Annotated in this window: 20 protein-coding genes and 1 riboswitch; of the genes, 16 read left to right on the plus strand and 4 right to left on the minus strand. The window is 38.2% G+C overall.

Going from position 1 to position 24599, the window contains the following annotated elements; translation table 11 throughout:
- Positions 1 to 94: 94 nt before the first annotated feature.
- Positions 95 to 1324 carry an aminopeptidase gene (locus HMPREF1504_RS03215; RefSeq protein WP_038123387.1) on the minus strand — a complete coding sequence of 410 codons (1230 nt, stop codon included), beginning with the start codon at positions 1322 to 1324 and terminating at the stop codon, positions 95 to 97.
- A gap of 152 nt (positions 1325 to 1476) precedes the next feature.
- Between HMPREF1504_RS03215 and HMPREF1504_RS03220 the strand changes: the two genes are divergently transcribed.
- The 4 genes from HMPREF1504_RS03220 to HMPREF1504_RS03235 all read left to right on the plus strand — a co-directional run bounded on the left by HMPREF1504_RS03220 (position 1477) and on the right by HMPREF1504_RS03235 (position 8981).
- Positions 1477 to 2106 (plus strand): ComEA family DNA-binding protein, encoded by a 630-nt coding sequence (locus tag HMPREF1504_RS03220; RefSeq protein ID WP_038123389.1) that lies wholly within the window; start codon positions 1477 to 1479, stop codon positions 2104 to 2106.
- Positions 2107 to 2242: 136 nt separating this feature from the next.
- Positions 2243 to 4258 carry a ComEC/Rec2 family competence protein gene (locus HMPREF1504_RS03225; RefSeq protein WP_038123391.1) on the plus strand — a complete coding sequence of 672 codons (2016 nt, stop codon included), beginning with the start codon at positions 2243 to 2245 and terminating at the stop codon, positions 4256 to 4258.
- Positions 4259 to 4272: 14 nt separating this feature from the next.
- The gene (holA, locus tag HMPREF1504_RS03230) at positions 4273 to 5253 is read left to right on the plus strand and encodes a DNA polymerase III subunit delta (protein ID WP_038123394.1); all 981 of its coding nucleotides are present in this window, start codon (positions 4273 to 4275) and stop codon (positions 5251 to 5253) included.
- A gap of 2 nt (positions 5254 to 5255) precedes the next feature.
- On the plus strand, positions 5256 to 8981 hold the full coding sequence (locus HMPREF1504_RS03235; RefSeq protein WP_038123396.1) for a PolC-type DNA polymerase III: 3726 nt from the start codon (positions 5256 to 5258) through the stop codon (positions 8979 to 8981).
- Between the two features lie 74 nt (positions 8982 to 9055).
- Here the strand turns inward: HMPREF1504_RS03235 and poxB are convergent, their stop codons facing one another.
- Positions 9056 to 10801, minus strand: a complete 1746-nt coding sequence (gene poxB, locus HMPREF1504_RS03240; protein ID WP_038123398.1) for a ubiquinone-dependent pyruvate dehydrogenase — start codon at positions 10799 to 10801, stop codon at positions 9056 to 9058.
- A gap of 247 nt (positions 10802 to 11048) precedes the next feature.
- A riboswitch (FMN riboswitch) is annotated at positions 11049 to 11164 on the plus strand.
- A 73-nt stretch (positions 11165 to 11237) separates the two neighbouring features.
- Between poxB and ribD the strand changes: the two genes are divergently transcribed.
- The 9 genes from ribD to HMPREF1504_RS03285 all read left to right on the plus strand — a co-directional run bounded on the left by ribD (position 11238) and on the right by HMPREF1504_RS03285 (position 20569).
- Positions 11238 to 12458: a bifunctional diaminohydroxyphosphoribosylaminopyrimidine deaminase/5-amino-6-(5-phosphoribosylamino)uracil reductase RibD gene (ribD, locus tag HMPREF1504_RS03245; RefSeq protein ID WP_051411669.1), complete on the plus strand. Its 1221-nt coding sequence runs from the start codon at positions 11238 to 11240 to the stop codon at positions 12456 to 12458.
- The gene (locus HMPREF1504_RS03250) at positions 12439 to 13095 is read left to right on the plus strand and encodes a riboflavin synthase (protein WP_038123401.1); all 657 of its coding nucleotides are present in this window, start codon (positions 12439 to 12441) and stop codon (positions 13093 to 13095) included. The genes ribD and HMPREF1504_RS03250 overlap by 20 nt, the downstream gene beginning before the upstream one ends.
- A 17-nt stretch (positions 13096 to 13112) precedes the next feature.
- The gene (locus HMPREF1504_RS03255; protein ID WP_038123404.1) at positions 13113 to 14315 is read left to right on the plus strand and encodes a bifunctional 3,4-dihydroxy-2-butanone-4-phosphate synthase/GTP cyclohydrolase II; all 1203 of its coding nucleotides are present in this window, start codon (positions 13113 to 13115) and stop codon (positions 14313 to 14315) included.
- 53 nt (positions 14316 to 14368) lie between these two features.
- The gene (gene ribE / locus HMPREF1504_RS03260; RefSeq protein WP_005377561.1) at positions 14369 to 14830 is read left to right on the plus strand and encodes a 6,7-dimethyl-8-ribityllumazine synthase; all 462 of its coding nucleotides are present in this window, start codon (positions 14369 to 14371) and stop codon (positions 14828 to 14830) included.
- A gap of 195 nt (positions 14831 to 15025) precedes the next feature.
- On the plus strand, positions 15026 to 15904 hold the full coding sequence (hslO, locus tag HMPREF1504_RS03265; protein WP_016475599.1) for an Hsp33 family molecular chaperone HslO: 879 nt from the start codon (positions 15026 to 15028) through the stop codon (positions 15902 to 15904).
- Between the two features lie 76 nt (positions 15905 to 15980).
- The gene (gene mtnP / locus HMPREF1504_RS03270; protein ID WP_005377520.1) at positions 15981 to 16775 is read left to right on the plus strand and encodes an S-methyl-5'-thioadenosine phosphorylase; all 795 of its coding nucleotides are present in this window, start codon (positions 15981 to 15983) and stop codon (positions 16773 to 16775) included.
- Positions 16776 to 16818: 43 nt separating this feature from the next.
- On the plus strand, positions 16819 to 17877 hold the full coding sequence (gene mtnA, locus HMPREF1504_RS03275) for an S-methyl-5-thioribose-1-phosphate isomerase (RefSeq protein WP_038123407.1): 1059 nt from the start codon (positions 16819 to 16821) through the stop codon (positions 17875 to 17877).
- A gap of 91 nt (positions 17878 to 17968) precedes the next feature.
- Positions 17969 to 19213, plus strand: coding sequence for an adenosylhomocysteinase (locus HMPREF1504_RS03280; protein ID WP_038123410.1), 1245 nt, complete (start codon positions 17969 to 17971; stop codon positions 19211 to 19213).
- Between the two features lie 72 nt (positions 19214 to 19285).
- Positions 19286 to 20569: an amidohydrolase gene (locus HMPREF1504_RS03285; protein WP_038123413.1), complete on the plus strand. Its 1284-nt coding sequence runs from the start codon at positions 19286 to 19288 to the stop codon at positions 20567 to 20569.
- 82 nt (positions 20570 to 20651) lie between these two features.
- On the opposite strand, the gene HMPREF1504_RS03290 is transcribed toward HMPREF1504_RS03285, so the two are convergent.
- Positions 20652 to 21401, minus strand: a complete 750-nt coding sequence (locus HMPREF1504_RS03290; RefSeq protein WP_038123416.1) for a class I SAM-dependent methyltransferase — start codon at positions 21399 to 21401, stop codon at positions 20652 to 20654.
- Between the two features lie 148 nt (positions 21402 to 21549).
- Between HMPREF1504_RS03290 and HMPREF1504_RS03295 the strand changes: the two genes are divergently transcribed.
- The 3 genes from HMPREF1504_RS03295 (at position 21550) to HMPREF1504_RS03305 (ending at position 24307) form a co-directional block, all read left to right on the plus strand.
- Positions 21550 to 22488: a DUF1848 domain-containing protein gene (locus tag HMPREF1504_RS03295; RefSeq protein ID WP_038123419.1), complete on the plus strand. Its 939-nt coding sequence runs from the start codon at positions 21550 to 21552 to the stop codon at positions 22486 to 22488.
- 149 nt (positions 22489 to 22637) lie between these two features.
- Positions 22638 to 23552 carry an HAD family hydrolase gene (locus HMPREF1504_RS03300; RefSeq protein WP_038123421.1) on the plus strand — a complete coding sequence of 305 codons (915 nt, stop codon included), beginning with the start codon at positions 22638 to 22640 and terminating at the stop codon, positions 23550 to 23552.
- 11 nt (positions 23553 to 23563) lie between these two features.
- Complete coding sequence (locus tag HMPREF1504_RS03305) at positions 23564 to 24307, plus strand: DUF4241 domain-containing protein (protein WP_038123423.1); 744 nt, start codon at positions 23564 to 23566, stop codon at positions 24305 to 24307.
- A gap of 90 nt (positions 24308 to 24397) precedes the next feature.
- Here the strand turns inward: HMPREF1504_RS03305 and HMPREF1504_RS10430 are convergent, their stop codons facing one another.
- Positions 24398 to 24547 (minus strand): hypothetical protein, encoded by a 150-nt coding sequence (locus HMPREF1504_RS10430; RefSeq protein ID WP_005379839.1) that lies wholly within the window; start codon positions 24545 to 24547, stop codon positions 24398 to 24400.
- Positions 24548 to 24599 lie beyond the last annotated feature (52 nt).

Genomic DNA, 24599 nt, shown 5'->3' on the forward strand with positions numbered 1-24599 from the left:
AAAGCGACTTTGGCCCTGTGGAGGCCGAAGGCCGGAGTCAGACCCGGCCGGTGGAGCTTACGGAGGATGTACCATCCCTTTTATATGTTGTGTGTTATACCAATAAGCGACCGTCGATCATGATATCTACTTGTTGGCCGTCTTTTGTAATGCCTTTAATATTCATGTTTTCGTGACCAATCATAAAGTCCACATGAGCGAGGGAGTGGTTGAGACCACGTTCTTTGAGTTCATCTTCAGAAAGGCCGTCGCTATTTTTTAGACAAGTTGGATAGGCTGCACCGATTGCTAAATGGCAGGATGCATTTTCATCAAACAATGTTTCATAGTAAATCATGTTAGATTGACTAATAGGACTATAGTGGTCCACGAGGGCCACTTCACCAAGATATTGAGAGCCTTCGTCTGTTTCGATGAGTTCTTTAAGAATATCTAACCCTTCTTCAGCCGTGTAATCAACAATTTTACCGTTTTCAAAGGTAAAGGAGAAGTTAGAAATAGGATTGCCTTGGTAGATAAGCGGTTTTGTACTGACTACTTTACCATTTACACCATTCCATTGAGGTGCACAGAACACCTCTTCTGTAGGTATATTGGCATTAAATTTGATACCCTCTTTGGAGAACTCTTCGCCACCTTGCCAAATATGATCTTCTGGTAATTCGAGAAGTAAATCTGTGCCATTTTCACATGTATATCGCAATGCTTTCAAATCAAGAGCGTTTAATGCTTCGCGACGATGGCGTAGCTTAGCCATGTGATGCGCATATGTTTCTTTTGCTTCTACATCATTGAGACGACATAACTTTAGTAATGTAAGCCAGAGTTGGTTGAGTTTTTCTTCATCTGATCCTTCATAGCCAAGAAGTTCAGCCCAAAGCACTGTTGGTACAGCGGCTACACACCATGTTACGGATGAGTTCATGATGGCTGTATGATAGAAGGATAGGACCTTGTTGAGATTGCGTGAGTTTAGGCTAATGCGCTCTGTAGGAATTCCTGCTAACGCCTTTGGATTGGCACTGATAAGTGATAAAAAGGCAGCTTTTTCCTCTACATATTGCTCGTAATATACAGGAATCCATTTAGCTGGTGTTTCTAGAACCGATGCATCAGCATGTAATAAGCGTTGTCGTGTAATTGGGGTATGGCGCCAATTGATGATGACCTCTTTGACACCCAATTGATAGGCTTCTTCCGTAACGATGACTGCAAAATCTTTATTGTCTACATCAACAGATACGATGAGTGTTTGCTTTTCTTGTAAATTAACGCCAGACTGCAATATAGTACGGGCGTATTTACGTAATAATTCTTGATTCATTATAGACTCCTTAACATAGTAATAGGATATACCGGTAAAGTATGTTCCTTTAATTCGATATAATTTTGAAAACTCCTGCTTATGTGACTAATAGAGTCACAAGTAGGAGTTATTTGTTGTATATGGAAACTCTAATAGTAGGAGGTGACCATATGAAACAAATGATTATGTCACATAAGTGGATTATAATAATCCTGTGTATTTTAGTAGGAATTTATTTCCTATGGCCTATTATAACAGAAGGAAGCACCACAATGCCAGATTCGTCTGTATTAGCGGCTAATACGTCTGACGTGAATAGCATTAATCATCATGAAAGTAATTCTATTCATGCTAATAATGGGGTAGTTCAACCTGAACAACATACTGAAAGTACAGATGCTATTGTGTATGTGACGGGTGCTATTCAATCGCCAGGTCTTTATAAGGTGGCAGCTAGCTCGACAATTGGCGATGTTATAAAAGGGGCTGGAGGTGCACTACCATATGGAGATGTAGAGTCCATCAATTTAGCAGAGACAGTGACAGGTGGGCAGCATATTCATATCAAATTTAACTTTCACGGGAATCCTGAATCATTACTACGAAATCAAAAGATTAATATTAACACGGCTACCATTAAGGAACTCGATTCACTGCCTGGAATTGGGCCAACCATGGCAAAACGGATTGAAGAGTATCGTCAAAGTAAGGGCGCTTTTACATCTATAGAGGATATCAAGCATGTCAAAGGTATCGGCGATGGATTATTTAAGAAGATACGCGATAAAATTACAGTCTAATTTACCTATTTATTTGACACTGAATATGCTGATCACCTATTCGGAGATAGCCCATTATATTCTAAGTGGTATCATACTAGGTATTTTATGTGCCTATAGCTCGCATTATGTATTGCTCGATACGAGTTGGTATTGTATGTTTGGTGCTGCTGGCTATCTACTATATACATTGGTTAAAGCTGTGGTTCGCTATAGGTTACAATCGTCTTTGTCAATTAAATATATAGTTGTAACCTGCATCGTCTCATGCGCATTAGGTGGCATATCATTTTTACATGTAAATCATCAAATTAATCAGTATGTAGGGCACACTAAATTCTTTTTATCACAAGAAGGCGAATATGCACTACTCATTGATTCTCCGGTAGATTTAAAAGTGATTGATGGGAAAGAATATAGATCATTTAGTGCTATATTGTTAGGGTTAGTGCCACACAAGGATACGGCAAAAGGCGTGCATATTAAGGCTGATGGGCATATTAGAGTAACAATACAAGAAAATTCTACACATCTTCATATAGGGGATTCGATTATCGTTTATGGTACGCCTAAATCTCTCTATTTGACAGAAGAGAGAGGCACTATTGATCAGCGAAATAAGGCAATTCGTAATGAAGATATGGGTGCCATGTTTGATGGTACCTATAAGGTGGTGGATTTACATGCTCTAAAACAGTATAAGATAGATTCTTATATCGGTTATTATCAACGGTGTCTTCACATAATTGATTCGATGCGTAGTGCTGTTGAAGAATTGATGGAGCAATATCTATCAGATACAACCAAATGGCTTGGAATTTCATTAGTTCTAGGAGGCCATTATGGAGAATTAGGTCAAGATGTGCTACGTCAATTTGGCTACACTGGTATCATTCATATTTTATCTATATCGGGTTCCCATATTGCACTGTTATTTTCTATCGTATATGGCCTATGCAGAGTATGTCGTATCAGGAAACGTTATGCTATGATGGGTGGTATTATACTATCTATCTTTTATTGTATAGTAGTTGGTTTCAGTGCACCTGTTGTGCGTTCCACCATAATGGGGATTTGGCTTGCTTTAGCCTATGTAAAGGGCCGTATGTATACGGCGAAGCAAGGATTAGCAGTGACGGCTATACTATTTTTACTATATGATCCGTTACTTATATTAGACGTGAGCTTTCAACTATCCTTTGGAGCTACCTATGGGCTCTTATTATTTGGCATGCCATTATATCGATGGATCACAGTATTGCCACCGATTGTGAAAGCTCCACTAGTACTCTGCATCAGTGCACAACTTTTATTGATACCGTTCCAGCTCTATTACTTTCACTATTTGAGTTTAGCAAGTATTTTTGCAGCTATTATTATTACACCTTTACTTGATATAGCTATTGTTATGTTATTTGGTTGTACCATAATATCCTTACTTATACCAATAGGTATGGTTTGGAACGTAATCGACTGGATATTAACTATCTGTTTATATGTAAATGCGCATCTCGCTAACAGTTCTATATGTCTATGGTGGATAGGTACCATTTCTGCCACATTAGGGGTGTTATACTATGGATGTGTGGGATTACTATATATTAACCTAGTCTCATTAAAGCTTAAATTTAGAACTTTCACAAAAGGAATTGTACTTATGGGAATTGGCATAATTGCTATAGCTTATAGTGGCATCTTATATAGGAATGAAACGATTTTGCATATTATACCTATGAAACAGTCAAATGCATTCCTCATTGTTAAGCCTTATGAAAAAATAGCTATGGTATATATTGATACACCTGATGCTATTCCTATGAAAGCTAGTGAAATTCGCGTAAGAAATGGACTCCAAAGTTTTGGTATTCCATTAAAAAATGCTCATGTTCAACGATTTCAATCGACGGGCAAAAATACTGTTTTATACAAAAATGATTTAACGTCTGTGATGGTCTATAATAGACAAAATGGTGAAAAAAAACTACAATTAAATGATATGAGGAATACTATTTTGATTACCTCTCAGTCGTATATGATGAATCAAATTGTAGCATTACATTTGAATCATCCCGTGCTTGTTAGCATGCCTCGAGGAGCGATGCGAGACATTGATCCCGATGCAGAATATGTTCATTTATGGGGCTATCAATATATTCCGGACTATCGATTATGAAAGGAGGACTGGCGATGAATCAAGTATATCTAATTTATGGTAATGAACCACAACTTATAGAAGAAGAGAAACAAAAGTTTTTCTTATCTCATAAAAATCTAGATGTGCGCGTGTTGCATGATGAAGCAGGTCCTTCCAAAATATCAGAACAATTGATGGAGGATTCATTATTTGGCGATGCTAAGGTATTTTGTCTTATCAATCTACCTATCTTGAAAAAAGCAGGCCAAAAAGAGAGTCAAGAATGGGATGCACTGGCCGATTTACTGATGAATTATACCGGTGATAATCCAGTACTTATTATCTATCACGATATGGTGGATAAACGATTAAAACAAAATAAAAAGATATTAGATGCTATTCCTAATAAGGAATGTAAGCGATTAGAAGGTGACGATTTATTGATGTGGATTCGTCAGTATTGCACCTCTAATGGATATACGCTGACGCCTGATGGGCAAGACTATCTATCTCATCTATTGGAGTTATGGCAAGATGTGCCGGTTGCGTTTATGCGTACCGAGTTTGACCGATATTTTCTGTTATTAGGGAATCATAAGAAAATTGATAGATCCTTTTTAATGGAACATAGCAGTAATTATGGAGCTAAAAATATCTTTACCTTTAAAGAAGCTTTATTAAAACAAGATGTGAATACCTTATTAGAATTATTTCCGTTTATGTTTAGCTATAAAGAAATCGATCGCGCTATGGGCTATATTGAAGGGCAATTGCGGCTCCAATTATTGGTAAGCGAATGTCGTGCTGCAGGTATGACAGCTAAACAGGTAGAAAATTTTTGTAAAGAAAATGGGGCCTCTTATAAGCCGTACCCTATAAAACTGGCCTATGAAGCAAGTTCTCGTATTTCTATAAAGGCTTTAAAAGCACTCTTAAAAGGATTATATGAGGTAATATTAGATAGTCGCACAAGCAAAGGGGATATGTGGCGATTTAGGGATTTATGTTTGACCTATTGTGGGTATAAGGGATAAAAATGAAAGTACGTTATCGAGTAGTACCAAAACAGAATAGTAAACCTGCTTTCTATGTGAATTGTGATGATAAACAGGTAACCATACAAGCAGCAGATTCAGCATTTAAAACATTAGTGTCATTACAAGAACGATTAGCTGCTTGGTACAAAGAAAAAAATATTTCCTTTGATACGATTCCTACCAATGCAACTACATCTTGCTGCTTTGCGTGGAAGGTAGATGACGATGATGAAGAATTTGCACCATACTACTATGCCGGTGGTTGTGGTGTAGGTGAATTTATTGAAGATGTTGAAGCGCATCGACAAAAATTAGAAGAAGAAAACATGCCAGAGAGAGGAAAGTCCTTTGCTGGTAATAACGATGATGAAATTGATTATGCAGATGAGTTTGTGCCATTTATGGATGCGGTGGAATTGGACTATTTTAATCCAGACCCCACATCGTATGAGTCTGTAACTACAAGAAATCCATCTGTATCTAGTAGCTCATCATCTACATCTTCAGCTAATAGCGGACATCAACACAAAGGTGGTAAGAAATATCCACAACGCGCGCCTAAGGATGCACCAACTGATGAGGGTATGATTTTAGGTCCACGCATTGAGGGCACGACCTCCAGCATCATGGGCACTGTAGAAACACCAAGTGTCATTTTTGAAGGTGTGTTCGTTGGCCTTGATAAACGCGATACTAGGACTGGTAAAAGTATCGTAAATGGCAGTATCGTAGATGATACGAACAGTATGAAGTTTATCAAGTTTACGAATAGTCCAGAAGAAGGGGATGCCTTATTAAAACAATTAAAGAAATTGCAAAAGGTGCGCGTTCAAGGTAGTGTCAACTTTGATGATCGATTTGATAAGGACTATATTTTATCTATACGTAGTATCGAAGCTATCGAAGAAGACAATACAAATGAACGGACAGAAGACAGACCAGATTCTCGTGTTGAGCTTCATCTCCATACTAAGATGAGTGATAAAGATGCACTCGTATCGATTAAGGATTTATTTAAAACTGTCAAAAAATGGGGCCATCCTGCGGTCGCTATTACGGACCATGGTGTTGTACAAGCCTTTCCTGAAGCACAAGCACTTGGTAAAGAACTTGGTGTTAAGGTTATTTATGGCGTTGAAGGATATCTCGTTGATGATGCGGATTTAGAAAAGGAATTATCCTTAGACGTTGTAAAACGAAAAGATGAAGCGCCTCGTTATCACATTATTTTGTTAGCGCAAAACATGGTGGGCTTACGTAATCTGTATAAAATGATTTCTATATCCCATTTGGAATACTATAAACGGAGACCTCGTTTGCCTCGTTCTATCATTGAAGAGCATCGTGAAGGTATTCTTATAGGGTCTGCCTGTGAAGCAGGTGAATTGATGCAGGCTATTGTTAAGGGGGCTTCTAAAGAAGAGCTATTAACGATTGCATCATTCTATGATTACCTTGAAATTCAACCACATACCAACAATACATTCTTAATTCGCAAGGGTATCGTGCCAGATGAACAAGCTCTTATCGATATGAATAAGACGGTTATTGAATTGGGCGAAGCCCTCAATAAACGTGTATGTGCTACCTGTGATGTTCATTATTTAACACCAGAGGAAAAGATATATCGTGAGATTATGTTAACCGCTTGTGGGTTCCCTGATGCGGATGAACAACCAGATTTACATTTGCGTACTACTGATGAAATGTTAGCTTCATTCCCATATTTGAGTGAAGAAAAGGCCTATGAGGTTGTTATTGCGAATACACGGGCCATCAACGATAGTATTGAAGACATTAAACCAGTGCCAGATGGCACATATTCACCTAAAATCGAAGGGGCCGATGAAGCTTTCACAGAAATGTGTTATGTAAATGCGAAGAAGATTTATGGTGATCCATTGCCTCGTGTTGTACAAGAACGCCTAGATTATGAGCTCGACTGTATCATCAGCAATGGTTATGGCGTGCTTTACTATATCGCTCATAAGCTGGTAAAAAAATCGCTAGATGATGGCTATCTAGTAGGTTCTCGTGGTTCTGTAGGCTCGTCCTTTGCAGCGACCATGTCGGAGATTACAGAGGTTAATCCATTGCCACCGCATTATATTTGCCCTGAATGTAAGTGGTCAGAATTTTATGAAAATGGTGAATACGCCGGTGGATTCGATTTACCGCGTCGTGACTGTCCTAATTGCGGTCATCCATTACAAACGAATGGTCATGACATTCCATTTGCTATCTTCCTTGGTTTCGAAGGCGATAAGGTTCCAGATATTGATTTGAACTTCTCTGGTGACTACCAAGCGAAGGCCCATAAATACACGGAAGAACTGTTCGGCCGTGATAATGTATTTAAGGCCGGTACGATTGGTACCATTGCAGATAAGACTGCATTTGGGTATGTAAAGAAATATGCAGAGCTAAGAAATATTCAGGCTCGCAGTGGATTCCTTGAGCACCTCGCAAAAGGTTTTACAAATGTAAAAAATACAACAGGCCAACATCCTGGTGGCATCATGGTTTGTCCTCGTGATATGGATGTGCACCATTTTACGCCAATTCAGCATCCGGCCAATAAAAAAGAGAGTGGCGTATTAACCACTCACTTTGATTATCATTCTATTGAAGGGCGTATGACAAAACTCGATATTCTGGGCCATGATGATCCGACGATTATTCGTATGCTGGAGGATTTGACCGGTATTGATGCGAAGACGATTCCTTTTGATGATCCGAGAACGCTAAGTCTATTTTCTTCAACAGAGGGTATCGGATTGACGCCTGAACAATTGCAAGGGGACCAAGTAGCTAGCCTTGCCGTACCGGAATGTGGTACGAAATTTGTACGGGGCATGCTAGAAGATTCTAGACCGCAAACCTTCTCTGATCTTGTTCGTATTTCTGGTTTCTCCCACGGTACGAATGTATGGCTCGATAATGCACAGGAACTCATTAAAAATGGTACTTGTAAATTGAATGAAGCTATTTCTACTCGTGATGACGTAATGAACTTTTTAATTCATCGTGGCATGAATAAGAAAAATAGTTTCTTCGTCATGGAAAATGTTCGTAAAGGGAAGGGCATTGAAAAGAGAAATAAACAAGGCCAAGCTACTACGGAGTTTGAAAAAGAAATGCGAGAAAATAATATTCCTGAATGGTTTATTGAGTCTTGTAAAAAGATTTCCTATCTATTCCCACGTGCCCATGCCGTTGCTTACGTTATGATGGCCTTCCGCATTGCGTGGTTTAAGGTATACCATCCGTTGGCATTTTACGCGGCCTATTTTTCCATCCGTGCAAAAGCCTTTGATTTACGCATCATGACCGGTGATTTGAATACACAATTGAAAGAATTTAATCGTATCAAAGCTCTTGACCGTGGTGCCAGCCCTAAGGAAAAGGATTTGATGTCCGCCTTAGAGGTATCTATGGAAATGTATCAACGGGGGTATCGATTTATTAACGTAGATATTCAACATTCCGGTGCTCGCCGATTTAGCATTAAGGACGGCGCACTATTACCACCATTCTTAGCTATCGATTCACTTGGTGAAACCGTTGCCGATGCAATCGTAGAAGAACGAGAAGCAAAACCATTTACATCGTTAAAAGACTTGCAACGTCGTTGTAAGGTATCTGCCACAATCATTGAAACAATGAAAGAACTTAAATGCTGTGGAGATTTGCCAGAAGATGAACAAATGTCGCTGTTTGGCTAATAAATTTAAAAGGTGTCATCGTTTGATGACACCTTTTTTTTGAAAGTTTTGCAATTTAATTATTTTGGCAGATTTTAGTATAAAGATTTATATTTCATCCAGTTAGTTTTAGCCATTTCTTTAAGTTCCGTACCACGTCCATCAAGGATGGCGTTGATCAAGTATTTACTAAAGCCTTTTGCTTGTTGGTATGCAATTTTTGGAGGCATAGCAAGTTCTTGTTTATCAACACGGACATTGATAATGACAGGACCTTCATTATAGTTCAAGGCTTCTTTAATTTTTTCATCAACTTCGCTAGAGTTTGTAATGCTAATACCTTTGATACCAGCTGCCTCAGCAAGTTTACCAAAATCAGGATTTACAAAGTCTGTAGCATAATCTAGGTAACCAGATGCTTTCATTTCCATGGCAATGAAGCTAAGTTCTTCATTATTAAATACGAATACTTTCACAGGAAGATTTAATTGTTTTAATGACAACATTTCGCCCATCATCATTGTGAAACCGCCGTCCCCAGATAGGGAGATAACTTGGCGATTTGGACATGCATTTTGAGCGCCTATTGCGTGCATCATTGCATTGGCCATGGAACCATGGTTGTAGGATCCAATGATACGACGTTTGCCATTCGTTTTAATATGGCGTGCAGTCCAGATAACAGGGGTGCCCACATCAAATGTAAAGATGGCATCATCAGCAGCCAATTTATTGAGACGATTTACGAAATATTGAGGGTGAATTGCTACGCCATCAGGTTCAGCAACAGCATAGCTGTCCAAATCATTGCGGAATTTAGTATATGCTTTACGAACGGTATCGATGAATTCTGTATCATCTCGTTGTGTAAGATGAGGAAGTAGTTCGTGTAAGGTATCTTTCACAGAACCTATGATGCCTTGTGTTAATGGAACGCGTGCACCTAGGGCAGATGGATTGATGTCTACTTGAATTACCTTAGCATTTTCAGGATAGAATGGACGATAAGGGAAATCGGTACCTAGCATGATTAGTGTATCGCATTGCTCAATAGCACGGTAACCGGATGTATAACCAAGCAAACCTGTCATGCCCACATCATAAGGATTGTCCCATTCGACCCATTCTTTGCCTCTGAAAGCATGTACAACAGGGGCTTGTAATTTAGTAGCAAGTTCAACCACTTCGTCATGAGCACCGGCACTACCAGCACCACAGAAAAGTGTAATGCGTTTGCCATTGTTTATATGTTGGACCATTTCAAGAATATCCTCTGATTGAGGAATTACGCGTGGCAATTTAGGTGCATGCCATGTAGGTAATTCATCAATTTCTGTTTCCATAACGGCCACATCACCAGGTAGAACGATTACGGCTACATCGCGATTGCCAACTGCGGCATTCATGGCGCGGAATAGGATTTCCGGCATTTGCTTTGGATTAGAAACGAGTTCACAGAAACAAGAGCACTCTTTAAATAGATTTTCTGGATGTGTTTCTTGGAAATAGTTGAGACCGACTTCGGATTGTGGAATATGAGAGGCAATAGCGAGCACTGGTACACGATTGCGATGACAATCAAATAGACCATTGATCAAATGGAGATTACCAGGGCCAGAGCTACCAGCACATACGGTTAATTTACCTGTTAATAGAGCCTCTGCACCAGCAGCGAAGGCTGCAGATTCTTCGTGGCGCACATGTTCAAATTGAATTTTCCCATTACGACGTAAACTATCGTTTACCGAGTTTAAACTATCCCCAGTAATACCATAAATTCTTTCAATACCTGCGTTAGCTAATACCTCTATGAGTACATCTGATATACGTTTTTTTGCCATATTATCACCTCTATATGATAATTATTGTTATTTAAAAATATAATTCATTGTATACTATAAATAGTAGTACCTTATGATTGCATATTATGTGACTTTTATCACAATGGATTGTATACATCACAAAATTAGTTCAATTTCTAAAAGTGCTATATAATTGAGATGGATATTAATAAGTTTTCTCATATACAAATGTATAATCTTGCGAAAGTATCATAAAAGTGGTACTATAAACATATAAATTAATATGATAAGTCTTTGGGGATAGGTGAAATTCCTTACCGGCGGTTATAGTCCGCGAGCTATATGGCATGAATCGGTGCAATTCCGATACCGACAGTAGAGTCTGGATGAGAAAAGACAATAGCACATATATTTTGTATGTGTATATATGATGACCCAAGGACTATGTATATAGTCCTTTTTTTATTGAGGTATTATGATGAACGACGAATTATATATGAAGCGTGCCATTTCTCTAGCGAAAATGGCAACTGGACATACATCGCCCAATCCTTTGGTTGGTGCCGTCGTAGTAAAAAATAATACAATAGTTGGCGAAGGGTATCACCATAAGGCTGGTGAGGCCCATGCGGAAGTGCATGCTTTAGATGCCGCGGGCGACAATGCTAGGGGGGCTACCTTATATGTAACTCTTGAGCCTTGTGCTCATTATGGTAAGACCCCGCCATGTGCAAAGCGTGTCGTTGAATCTGGTATTGCTCGCGTTGTGATTGGTAGTACTGATCCAAATCCACTAGTGGCTGGTAAGGGCATTCAAATTCTTACTGACGCAGGTATAGAGGTAACTACAGATGTATGTGTGGATGAATGTATTCAGTTGAATGAACATTTCTTTACATTTATTCAAACACATAAACCGTTTGTAACCATAAAAAGTGCTATGTCCCTAGATGGTAAAATTGCTACTTTCACCGGTCAATCTCAATGGATTACGAATGAAAGTTCCCGTAAGGACGGACATATATTGCGAGCGTCTCATGATGCGATGCTGGTTGGTATTGGTACCATCTTGGCTGATGATCCATTGCTTAATTGTAGGCTCACTAGAGATGAATTATATGAAGCACTTATCAACAGACACGATGTATCGATAGATAATACATTAGAGGTGCATCAGCCAGATATTATTATTCTGGATAGTCAGGGACGTACGCCAACGGATGCAAAGGTATTTACGATACCAAATCGTAAGGTTATCATTTATGTAGCGAAAGGTTGTCCAGAACAGCGTAGAATTGCTTTGGCTAATGTTGGAGCGATTGTAGAAGAACTCCCAACAAAATCGGTGCGTCAAGGACGTACCACTGATGTAGCTATAGATATTAAGAAGATAGATATTCAAGCGTGTTTGGAACATCTTGGGGAACAAGAATACACATCAGTGCTTGTTGAAGGTGGTTCCACCATTATCAGTTCCTTTGTTGAATCGTTGGCCTTTGATAAAATTGTTACCTATATAGGTAATCTTGTCATAGGAGGAGCGAATAGTACAGCTGCTGTAGGTGGTACCGGTTTTGCTACATTACATGAGGCGCCTACACTCGAATTTGCTAGTTCGCGAATACTAGATAATAATATTCGTATAGAATCCTATCGTTTAGGAAGGGAGGGCTCCTATGTTTACAGGCATCGTTGAAGAAGTTGGCAAAATAGTAAACGTTAAAAAGGGTGCCCAATCCTTATTATTGACAATCGGTGGCAATACAATTTTTGATGATTTAAAAATTGGCGATTCTGTAGCGGTTAATGGCGTTTGTTTAACTGCCACATCTATTGGAAATCACCAATTTACTGCAGATGTTATGCCGGAGTCAATAAGTATGACGACGTTTACCAATTTAAAGGTAAATCAACCCGTTAATCTCGAACGCGCTATGGCTGCTAATGGAAGATTTGGAGGTCATATTGTAGCTGGCCATGTGGATGGTACAGGTCGCATCGTCAATATGAAACGAACAGATAATGCTATTGTTTTCACTATTTCTGCTCCAAAATCGATTATGGATTACGTCATTTATAAAGGATCTATTACAATCGATGGCATTAGCTTAACGATTATGGAAAGATCGGAATCGACCTTTTCCGTATCTATCATTCCACATACATTAAGCGAAACTGTGCTCGGACATGCGTCGATTGGTACAGAGGTAAATTTAGAAACAGATATTACAGGCCGTTATATTCGTCATTTTATGACATTAGATGAGCCTACACATACAAGTAAGTCTCAAAAATCCATGAAATCTCTATTAGTAGAGAACGGATTTATGTAAAAGGAGGAGTTGTCTCCATGAATTATACATTGAATACAATTGAAGAAGTTCTTCAAGATATGAAAGTTGGTAAACCTGTTATTATCGTTGATGATGAAAGTCGCGAAAATGAAGGAGATTTAATTATCGCTGCCGAGTTTGCTACTCAAGAAAACATTAATTTCTTTGTTAGATATGCACGTGGTATCGTGTGCACTCCAATGAGACGAGAAGCTTTAGAACGCCTTGGTATTCCTGTAATGGTTACGAAGAATACGGATAACCATGAAACAGCGTTTACTGTTACCGTTGACCATGTAGATACTACAACAGGTGTATCCCCAGCAGAACGGGCCTATACGATTCAAAAACTATTGGATCCTAATGCAAAACCTGCAGATTTCCGTCGCCCTGGTCATGTTTTCCCATTGGTATATAAAGAAGGTGGCGTTCTCGTACGCCAAGGTCATACGGAAGCATCTGTTGACCTTTGTCGTCTTGCTGGTTTGCAAGAGGCTGCTGTTATCTGTGAAATCACTAAAGATGATGGCGATATGGCACGTTTACCAGACTTAATCGAATTTGCTAAGGAACATGATTTGAAAATTGCGTCCGTAGCAGAACTTATCGAATATCGCAAACAGCATGAAGATATGATCGGATTAGGCGCTTGTTCTCAATTACCAACAAAATTTGGTGATTTCAATATCTTCGTATTTAAAAATGATTTAGATCATAAAGAGCATCTTGCAATCGTTAAGGGCGATGTACAAGATTGTGAAGATGTACTTGTACGCATTCACTCCGAATGTTTAACAGGGGATGTATTTGGTTCTAAACGCTGCGATTGTGGTGAACAATTAGATCATGCATTGCGGGCCATCGAAAAAGAAGGCAAAGGCGTTGTAGTCTATATGCGTCAAGAAGGTCGTGGTATTGGCTTAACCAATAAAATTAAAGCCTATGCATTACAAGAACAAGGACTTGATACCGTAGAAGCTAATGAACAACTAGGTTTCCCTGCAGATATGCGCGAATATTCATTAGCGGCTCAAATTATTCGATTCTTAGGCATCAAGAGTATCCGTTTATTGACGAATAACCCTGAAAAACGCCATGGATTAGAACATTGGGGTGTTGATGTACACAAACGTGTACCTCTCATTATTCCTGCCAACAAATTTAATGCAGGATATTTAAAAACAAAAGAAGAAAAAATGGGTCATATGTTAGAGGACTAATTTTTCTTTACTAACTTAGATATGTAAACTAATCATTCATAGGAGGCTATAACATGATGGTTCAAGAAGGTAATTTGGTTGGTACTGGTAAAAAATTTGCTATTATCGGTTCTCGTTTTAATGAGTTCATTACATCTAAATTAATTGGTGGCGCAGAAGATTGCTTATTGCGTCATGATGTTAAACAAGAAGATATTACAGTCATTTGGGTTCCTGGTGCCTATGAAATTCCTTTGATTGCAAAAAAAGCAGCTTTATCTGGTCGTTATGATGCTGTTATTTGTGTAGGTGCCGTTATTCGTGGGGCTACTACACATTATGACTATGTTTGTAATGAAGTGGCAAAAGGTATTGCTCACGTTTCTTTAGAAACCGGTATCCCTGTTATGTTCGGTGTAGTAACAACTGAAAATATTGAACAAGCTATCGAACGTGCTGGTACAAAAGCGGGTAATAAAGGTTACGATTGCGCTATGGGGGCTATTGAAATGGTTAATCTTATCGATCAAATCTAAATTAACCTTTGAAAACACTCGGTATCATAAGATACTGAGTGTTTTTTATATCGAAAATATGTTCTTTTACTAGAAAAGATACTTAAACAAACATATGTTCCTGCATAATGGAAAATATACATATATCATGCTATACTATATAGGCACTAAAGAGTGTAATACATAATAATTTGATTATATATAAGGAATGATTGAATGGATTATATAAAACGTTTTACCACCCGTGAAGGGGTTCGTATGTCAATAGCCGTTACAACGGATACGGTAGAGACCGCGCGCGTACGTCATGATTTATGGCCAGTCGCAACAGCTGCTCTAGGACGTGCCATGACGGGTGCTCTATTACTGGCGGGTGATTTTAAAAATCACGAGAATGTAAGTCTTCGCATTAAAGGTGATGGCCCACTCGGTGTTGTACATGTCGATGCATTTTCTGATAATACTGTTCGCGGTTATGTAGATGAGCCACATGTGGATGTGCCATTAAAACGTGCTGGAAAACTCGATGTAGGTGCTGCAGTCGGCCACCATGGAGAAGTACAAGTTACAAGATTCACTAAATTGGCTCAAGATTATACATCTACTAGCCCTATTCAAAGCGGTGAAGTAGCAGAGGACTTGGCGTATTACCTTTATACATCTGAACAGGTGCCATCTACGATTAGCTTAGGCGTTCTCGTAGACCCAGATTATCATACCATTGTAGCTGGTGGTTTTATCGTTCAAGCTTTACCTGATGCTACCGATGCTGCATTGGCTATGGTAGAAAAGAATATCAATGAATTAGGACCTGTTACAGAATATTTAAAAGAACATCCTGATGGCAAAGGCCTTGTTGAGAAAGTGCTAGACGGCCTTACTGTTAATGAAGTCTATAACGAACCAGTATCTTTTAAATGTCGTTGTAGTCGTGATCGATTCGCTGGCGTTCTCATGACATTGCGTGAAGATGATAAGAAATCCCTTTTAGAAGATGAAACGACAGAGCTAGTTTGTCATTACTGTAATGAAAAGTATCATTTCTCTAAAAAAGAACTAGAAGATATGTTTACACCTAAAGGACCAATTCAATAATAGAACTTTTTCTATAGATTGTTTTATCATTATGTGCGAAAATATAAAGATAGAGTATTTTTAATAGGAGGCAACTATGAGTGCAATCGGTGTAATTGGCGGAACAGGTGTTTATGATCCGTCTATATTTGAAAATATTCATGAAGAATCCTTGATGACTCCTTATGGAGAGATTGATTATGTTCAAGGAACATATAAAGGTAAAACTGTAATTTTTGTGGCTCGTCATGGTAAAGACCATACGATTCCTCCACATAAAATTAATTATCGTGCCAATATTTGGGGCCTAAAAAAGCTAGGCGTTAAATTTATTATTTCTACGACTGCTGTAGGTTCTTTGAATAAGAATTTTGAACCTGGTCATTTTGTCTTAACAGATCAATTTCTTGATTTTACAAAAAATCGCGTCACTACATTCTATGAAGGTGGTGAGCGTCCGGTAGCACATTTAGATGTAACAAATCCATATTGTCCTGAGCTTCGTCAAATCATTGAATCTGTAGGTAAAGAACAAAAATTGTCTATTCATAATGGCGGTACCTATGTATGTACAGAAGGTCCACGTTTTGAAACACCTGCAGAGATTAAAATGTTCCATATGCTTGGTGGCGATACGGTTGGTATGACGAATGTACCAGAAGTTAATCTAGCAAACGAAGCGGAAATGGCGTACACAACAATCTCCATGATTACGAACTATGCAGCTGGTATTTCTGAAAATGCTCTTACTCACAGTGAAGTAGTTGAAATGATGGGCGAAATGGCATCTCAATTGAAAGCTCTTATTTTAGGTACAATTGAGGCTATTGATATGAATGCAGATTATGCAGCTCATCATCGCATGGCTGAGTATGGTGGTTTTAAATTATAAGAGATCGTATCCATTTTGATATGACAATGTGGAGGGGGTTCTCATGAACAATATTGAATGGCGTGATGGTACGCTCATTTTATTAGATCAAACAAAATTGCCAACTCATGTGGAATATTTACATTGTACCGATTGGCGACAAGTGGCAGAGGCCATAAAGATGCTTCGTGTCCGTGGAGCTCCCGCTATTGGTGTCGCTGCAGGGTATGGCCTTATTTTAGCGGCTGCGGAGGCGAATCGTTTAGCTGTTCCCTTTTCTGAACAGCTATCAACCTTTTATGAGTGGAGTGAAGAATTAAAGGAAACTCGACCGACGGCGATTAATTTAGCTTGGGCTGTTAATCGTATTATAGGGATTGTGAAAGCCGGTCCGTTTGCGTCTATGCATGAAATTATAGACCGCATCACGCATGAAGCCATTGTTATCCATGAAGAGGATGTACAACTTAACACACGTATGGCTATTAATGGGGCCACTTTATTTAAAGGAAAACAAAATTTACGAATCTTAACACATTGTAATGCCGGTGCTTTAGCTACAGGTGGTCTTGGCACTGCACTTGGTGTGATTCGTAAACTACATGAACAGGGACAATTAGAAATGGTATATGCTGATGAAACGCGTCCTTTATTACAAGGTGCACGTTTAACGGCTTTTGAACTCCATGAAGATTGTATTCCTGTTACATTAGAGACAGACAATATGGCGGCCTATGCAATGCAACAAGGTTTAATTGACGCTATTATAGTTGGTGCCGATCGCATCACAACGGAAGGTGATGTAGCTAATAAAATTGGTACTTATGGATTAGCAGTGCTTGCAAAATTCCATAATATTCCATTTTATGTAGCTGCTCCATATAGTACATTTGATTTTACACTCAAAGATGGTAAGGATATTCCCATTGAAATGCGTGCTGATGATGAAGTGTTGACATTCCAAGGTGTGCCATCTGCGCCTACGGGTATTCATGTATTAAACCCTGCTTTTGATGTAACACCTCATGAACTAGTAACAGCTATTATTACTGAAGAAGGTGTTTTAACACCAAACTATCAAGAGTCTATTGCTCGCTTACAATCCGTTGTTGTCAATAAGTAGATGTCATTACGGATGTATATAAAACTTATCATGTTAAAGTAAGTTCTTTTCATAACCTGTATATTATTAATTGAAGAATGAAGGGGTACATATGCAATCATTAATTAAAGATATCAATCTCGCTGCTGAAGGCCGTAAAAAAATCGATTGGGTTTCTAATTTTATGCCTACACTAAATACATTAGGCGATCGTTTTGAAAAAGAACAAACTTTCAAAGGCCAAACAATTGTTGTTTCCGTTCACTTGGAAGCTAAAACTGCATACCTTGCAACCGTGTTAAAGCGCGGTGGTGCTGATGTCATCGTTACAGGTTCAAACCCTCTTTCTACACAAGATGATGTAGCCGCAGGACTTGTTGATATGGGTCTTACTGTATATGCTTGGTACGATTGCACCGATGAAGAATATTTTATGTTCCTTAATAAAGCATTAGATCATAAACCTCATATTATCATCGATGACGGTGGTGATCTTGTTAATTTATTACACACAACACGTACTGATGCAAAAGAACGTTTGTTAGGTGGCAGTGAAGAAACTACAACAGGTGTTCATCGTCTATATGCATTGGAACATGCTAAACAATTGACATTCCCTATGATTGCTGTTAATGATTCTAACTGCAAATACTTATTCGATAATCGCTATGGTACAGGCCAATCTGTCTGGGATGGTATCATGCGCACTACCAACCTTACAGTAGCAGGCAAAAACGTTGTAGTTGCCGGTTATGGTTGGTGCGGTAAAGGCGTTGCAATGCGTGCTAAAGGTTTGGGCGCTCACGTATTTGTTACAGAAGTGGATCCTATTAAAGCTATTGAAGCAGTATTTGATGGCTTCACTGTATTGCCTATGATAGAAGCTGCTAAAATCGGTGATATCTTCTGTACGGTAACAGGTTGTAAAGATGTTATCGTAAAAGAACATTATGAAGTTATGAAGGATAAAGCTGTTCTTTGTAACGCTGGTCATTTTGATTGTGAAGTAAATGTTCATGATTTAGAACAAGTAGCGGTTAGCCATGAACGTGTTCGTCAAAACATTGAAGGCTATACAATGGCTGATGGTCGTAAACTCTATGTATTGGCTGAAGGTCGTCTTGTAAACTTAGCAGCAGGCGATGGTCATCCTGCTGAAATTATGGACTTGTCCTTTGCTATGCAAGCATTGGCTGCTGAACATGTATTAAACAATGGTAAAAACATGGAACCAAAAGTGTATGTATTGCCTCGTGAACTTGATGAAGAAGTAGCAAACATTAAATTACACTCCATGGGTTACGATTTAGATGCATTAACACAAGATCAAATCGATTACTTAACAAAGGTAAACTAATATAATCTTTAACTTGAACATCTAATTAACAGAGTCTATATAGAATCTGTTGTACCTATACAAGGAGGCATTATGTCAGATTTATTAATTACCAATGTAGATGTTCTTACCGACAATGGAACATTAAAAAATCATGCTATTGCAATCGAAAATGGTTATATTACTGCTATCTTAACCGGAGAAGAAGCAAAATCTGAACAATCAAAGGAAACACTAGACGGTAAAGGTCAATTGGCCGCACCAGGTCTCGTCAATACACATACGCATATAGCGATGGGATTATTCCGTAACTATGCTGATGATTTAGAACTTATGGATTGGCTTGAAACAGCGATTTGGCCAACGGAAGCTAAATTGAATGACAATCTTGTTAAATGGGGTACACAACTAGGTATTGCAGAGATGCTACGTTCTGGTACGACTACATTTAGCGATATGTATTTCTTTATGAATACAACAGCTGATGTTGTGAAAGAAACCGGTATTCGAGCTGTATTGTCCCGTGGCCTTGCCGGTGTTTCTCCTACAGCTGATCAAGCGCTTGTGGAAAATGCAGATTTGTTCCGTACCTATCATGGTTATGATAATGACCGCATCAAGGTCCTATTAGGACCACATGCGCCATATACTTGTCCAGATGCGTATATGGAAAAGGTTATTGCTTTATCTCATGAACTAAATTGTGGCATTCATATGCACTTATCCGAAACCAAAGGGGAAGTGGAAAATGTTATAAAAGCGACTGGTAAGACACCAATCGCTCATATGCATGATTTAGGTTTGTTCTGGAATACTACATTGGCAGCTCACTGCGTACATGTAACAGAAGAAGATATGGCTATTATGGCTGAAAATAATGTAGCTGTAGCTCATAATCCACAATCTAACTTGAAACTGGCTAGTGGTATTGCGCCTATTCCTGAAATGATAGAAAAAGGGATTACTGTAGGTCTTGGTACAGATGGTTCTGCATCAAATAACAATGCGGATATGCTTGAAGAAGTTCGTTTAGCAGCTACATTACATAAAGCTCGTCTCTATGATCCTAAAGCTATTCCGGCACAAGCGGCTTGGAATATGGGGACTGTAGAAGGGGCCAAAGCTCTTGGTTATAATGACCTCGGTAAAATTGCAGTAGGTCAACGTGCCGATATCGTATTATATGATGTATCTGGTATGCATTGGATGCCTCGATATAATGATGTAGCAGCACTTGTATACTCAGCTAATAGCTCTGATGCAAATACAGTGATTGTAGCTGGCAAGGTTCTTATGAAAAATAAAGAACTATTGACTATCGATGAAGAAAAATTGCGTAGCGAAATCGGTAAGGCTCAAGAGTATTTTAAAAACTAAGATTATATACCTCATATAATGAAAACCCACTCATGATATAGTTCATAGAGTGGGTTTTGTGTTGTCTAGCGTAATACGAATTCTATTTAATCGCTTTTACCAAAAACATAGGCACTGGGATATAAAATTCATCCTCTTCTGCATAGATGCGAGGACCTACAGTAGGATCAATAGATACAGAACTAGCACCTATCTTAGTGAGCAATTCTATGTCCCATTGTGGACGTGTAAAGGAAGAAATATCGAGCATATGATAAATGGTATGACAACGTTCCTTTAGTTCATTACTCACATGTTCATGTGCATGATGTACAGATTGTGGTAAATTATGATGATTGCGTGCATGTTCCGCATCATAGTTTAGAATTAATCCGCCAGGACGGATGACACGCAACCATTCAGCATAGGCTTTATCTGGATGTGGTAAATTCCATGTTACATTACGAGCTACAACGATATCAAATGTATTCGTATCAAAACTTAAATTTTCAGCATCCATAACAGAGAAGGTAGCATCAGAATCTAAGGATTGAGCTAATTGCTTTGCCTCTTCAATCATATTAGGTGTGATGTCAATACCATGTACTGTATGACCCAATTCAGAGAGAATAATACTGAAAAAGCCTGCACCACAACCAATATCTAAAATACGTAAAGAACGGTCAGAATCAAAAATATGACTCATTAACTCATCACGCCAAAGTTTAAGTTTAGGGCTTTCTAATTCTTTAGCTCGTAAAGAGCCAAAATCACGAGCTCGGTCACTCCAATAGGAGGTAATAAACTTTTTATCATCCTTCATAGGATGATTTTTTTCAAATATATCATTCATTTTTTCAGTTCTCCTCATTTTTAATACACTTAATAGTACCATAAAATGAGAATGTACCATACTATAAATATCACACTTACTCCATAAATAATTAATATTGAGTATGATATAATACATCTATATTTTTGTTTTATGAAAGGACAGGATAATGATTTTACAGACGGGACAGCGTACGGATATTCCTGCCTTTTATGGGCAATGGTTAATTAATCGCGTCCGCCAAGGATTTGTAGATGTACGCAATCCCTATAATCCGATACAGATAACACGATATCCTATCAATCATGAGGTTGTAGATGGTATTGCGTTTTGTACAAAGAATCCTTTGCCGTTCATTCCGCTCTTACATGAAATAAATGATTATAGACAGTATTGGCATATGACTATAACTCCATATGGAGCAGATATAGAGACTAATGTACCACAAGTGGATTTAGTAATAGACGGATTTAAACACATATCTACAAAACGTAATCCTCAGTCCATGGTGTGGCGTTATGATCCTATTATTTTAACTCACAACTATACAGTTGATTTTCATTTTGAAAGCTTTTATAAAATGGCCAAGTCTCTAGAAGGCTACACAGATACCGTAGTTGTCAGTTTCATAGATATATTTGATAAGGTAGCTCATAATTTTCCTGAAGGTTATAGACCGAGTTTAGATATTCAAAAGAAGATCATTAAAGAATTAGTATCTATAGCGCATTCTCATCATATGATACTTAAAACCTGTGGAGAAGGAGACGTTTTCAAAGAATTAGGTGTTAATACAGAGGGCTGTCTTACGCTAGATTGTTATGAACGTGCTTGGAACGTAAAATTAAAAGCACCGAAACGTACACCAGCTAGACCAGAGTGTAATTGTTATTTACATGGTGATATAGGTGCCTATGATACTTGTAGCCATTTTTGTCGCTATTGTTATGCCAATACAAATCAGGCTGCAGTTCGCCAAAATTGCTTATTACATGATCCGAACTCTAGCTTACTTATTGGAAAACTTTCAAAAACAGCAATTATTAAAGAGAGTGCGGAAAAAAGCTGGATTGTAGATACAAATTACACACAAGATTCTTTATTTTAAGGAGAATTATTACCTACTTTTACGCCTATAGCGTTGACGTATCGTGTAAAATATAGACAAAAGGGGTTATCAAAGGGGCATCTCAGGAATAAAAGAGGGTGCAAAGCCTATTTTTTGTTTATTGTTTTATTATTACAAGGAGGTGGAGTATGATCACCTATAAGAATGAAAGTAAAGATTCATTACAATCACTAGAATCATCTATGCCAGTTCTTGCCATGTGTTATGATTTTGATAAGACCTTAACACCTGATGATATGCAGGCACAAGGCTTTATCCAATCTGTTGGCTATGATGAAGAGCAAATCAAACAGTTCTGGCAAGAATCTAATCAACTGGCTAAGAAAAATGATATGGATAATAACTTGGCTTATATGTACAAGATGATTCAAGAAGCAGTGGGCCGTTTTTATGTAACTCGAGAAAAGCTTATGGAATATGGGAATCAAGTGGAACTATATGAAGGTGTTCGCACTTGGTTTGAACGTATTCGTGAATATGGTTTAGAACACGGTGTACGCATTGAACATTACATCATATCTTCTGGCTTAAAAGAGATGATTGAAGGCACTGAAATGGCAAGAAATGGGGCTTTTAAAAAAATCTATGCCAGCGCATTTATGTTTGATGATAAAGGCGTAGCCGTCTGGCCTGCACAAGCCATCAATTACACGAATAAAACACAGTTCTTATTCCGCATACAAAAAGGTGTGTTAGATATAAATGATCCCGGTGTAAACGATTACATCCGTCCTGAAGAACAACGTGTACCGTTCCGCAACATGATTTATATAGGTGATAGTGATACAGATATTCCTTGCATGAGTCTTGTTAATATCAATGGTGGACATTCAATCGGTGTATACGACCCAGATAGCAAGAATAAAGATAAAGTATATAAAATGATGCAACATCATCGCATTCGTTATTACGCATCGGCTGATTATACAGATGGTTCTGATTTAGACACTGTAGTTAAACAAATTATTCAAAAAACAGCAGCTTATGAGGCGCTAGAACAACAATATGTACGTAATAAGCATGAAGCAGAATCACATAGATAGGAGTTTCTATAATGAATACACAGGATATATCAAAAGAATGGATAGACACATTTAATCATCTCGGCAGTGAGGGAAAATTAAAAGCACCTGTCGATTATCATGCCATATTCGAAGCTGATGAACTATTTGGTAAAAAACTATATACATTGCCGATGGGATATATAACTTTACCAACAGGTCGTATTTTTGCGTGTGATCCATTAACACATTTAGCTGCTGTTGATAATAAGACATATATACGTACCGTAGATCCAGGAACATATCCAATAGAAACTAAAGTAGCTGAACTAGATACAGATTATTATCGTTATGTGTTAACAAGAGTTTTGTTTAAGAATACAAAACCTGTACAATATGAGTTAGCCCTTAAAGGTCATGAAGATTTAAGCGAGTTAGAAGATGGTGAAAGTTATATTGGTTTTCCTGTAGATGCAGGATTGGCCACCATTGTTGATGAAGCAACTGTAACTGCGTATAGAGAATTTGACCGTCATTGGTATGAACAACATCCTAATGGCAATATTTATGATGATTACTTTGATGAGCTATTTAAATTAAATGCTATCGCTTATCCAAAATTTCAACGTCCAGGTGGCGATTGGATTAACTTTAAAATACCAAACACCGATTTGTATGTACCAATGATACAATCTGGCTTTGGTGATGGTTTATATCCTGTATATTGGGCTTTTGATGAAGCCGGAGATATATGCCAAATTATTATTGAATTCATAAGCTGTAGCTCTAATGAGTAGTAATAAAAATAGTATATAGATCTATGGATAGAAAAATAAGGCGCTTAGCAATGCTAGGCGCCTTTAATGTATTAATTTTTTATTTGATTATTAGATGCCAAAAATCCAGTTGATAATAACACGTAAACAACTGAGACCTACAACGATTTCTGCAAGAAAACGCAAGGAATGTTCCATGCCATTTCCGAGATTTTTTAAACTGCCAATTTTAGCTTTACTTACGATATCACACCAGCACATATAGTAATCCTCCCTTGAGAGTTAATATGAGAAATATACATAGTTTATATGA

The organism is Veillonella sp. ICM51a (assembly GCF_000524355.1).
In the GTDB taxonomy this organism is placed as follows: domain Bacteria; phylum Bacillota; class Negativicutes; order Veillonellales; family Veillonellaceae; genus Veillonella; species Veillonella atypica.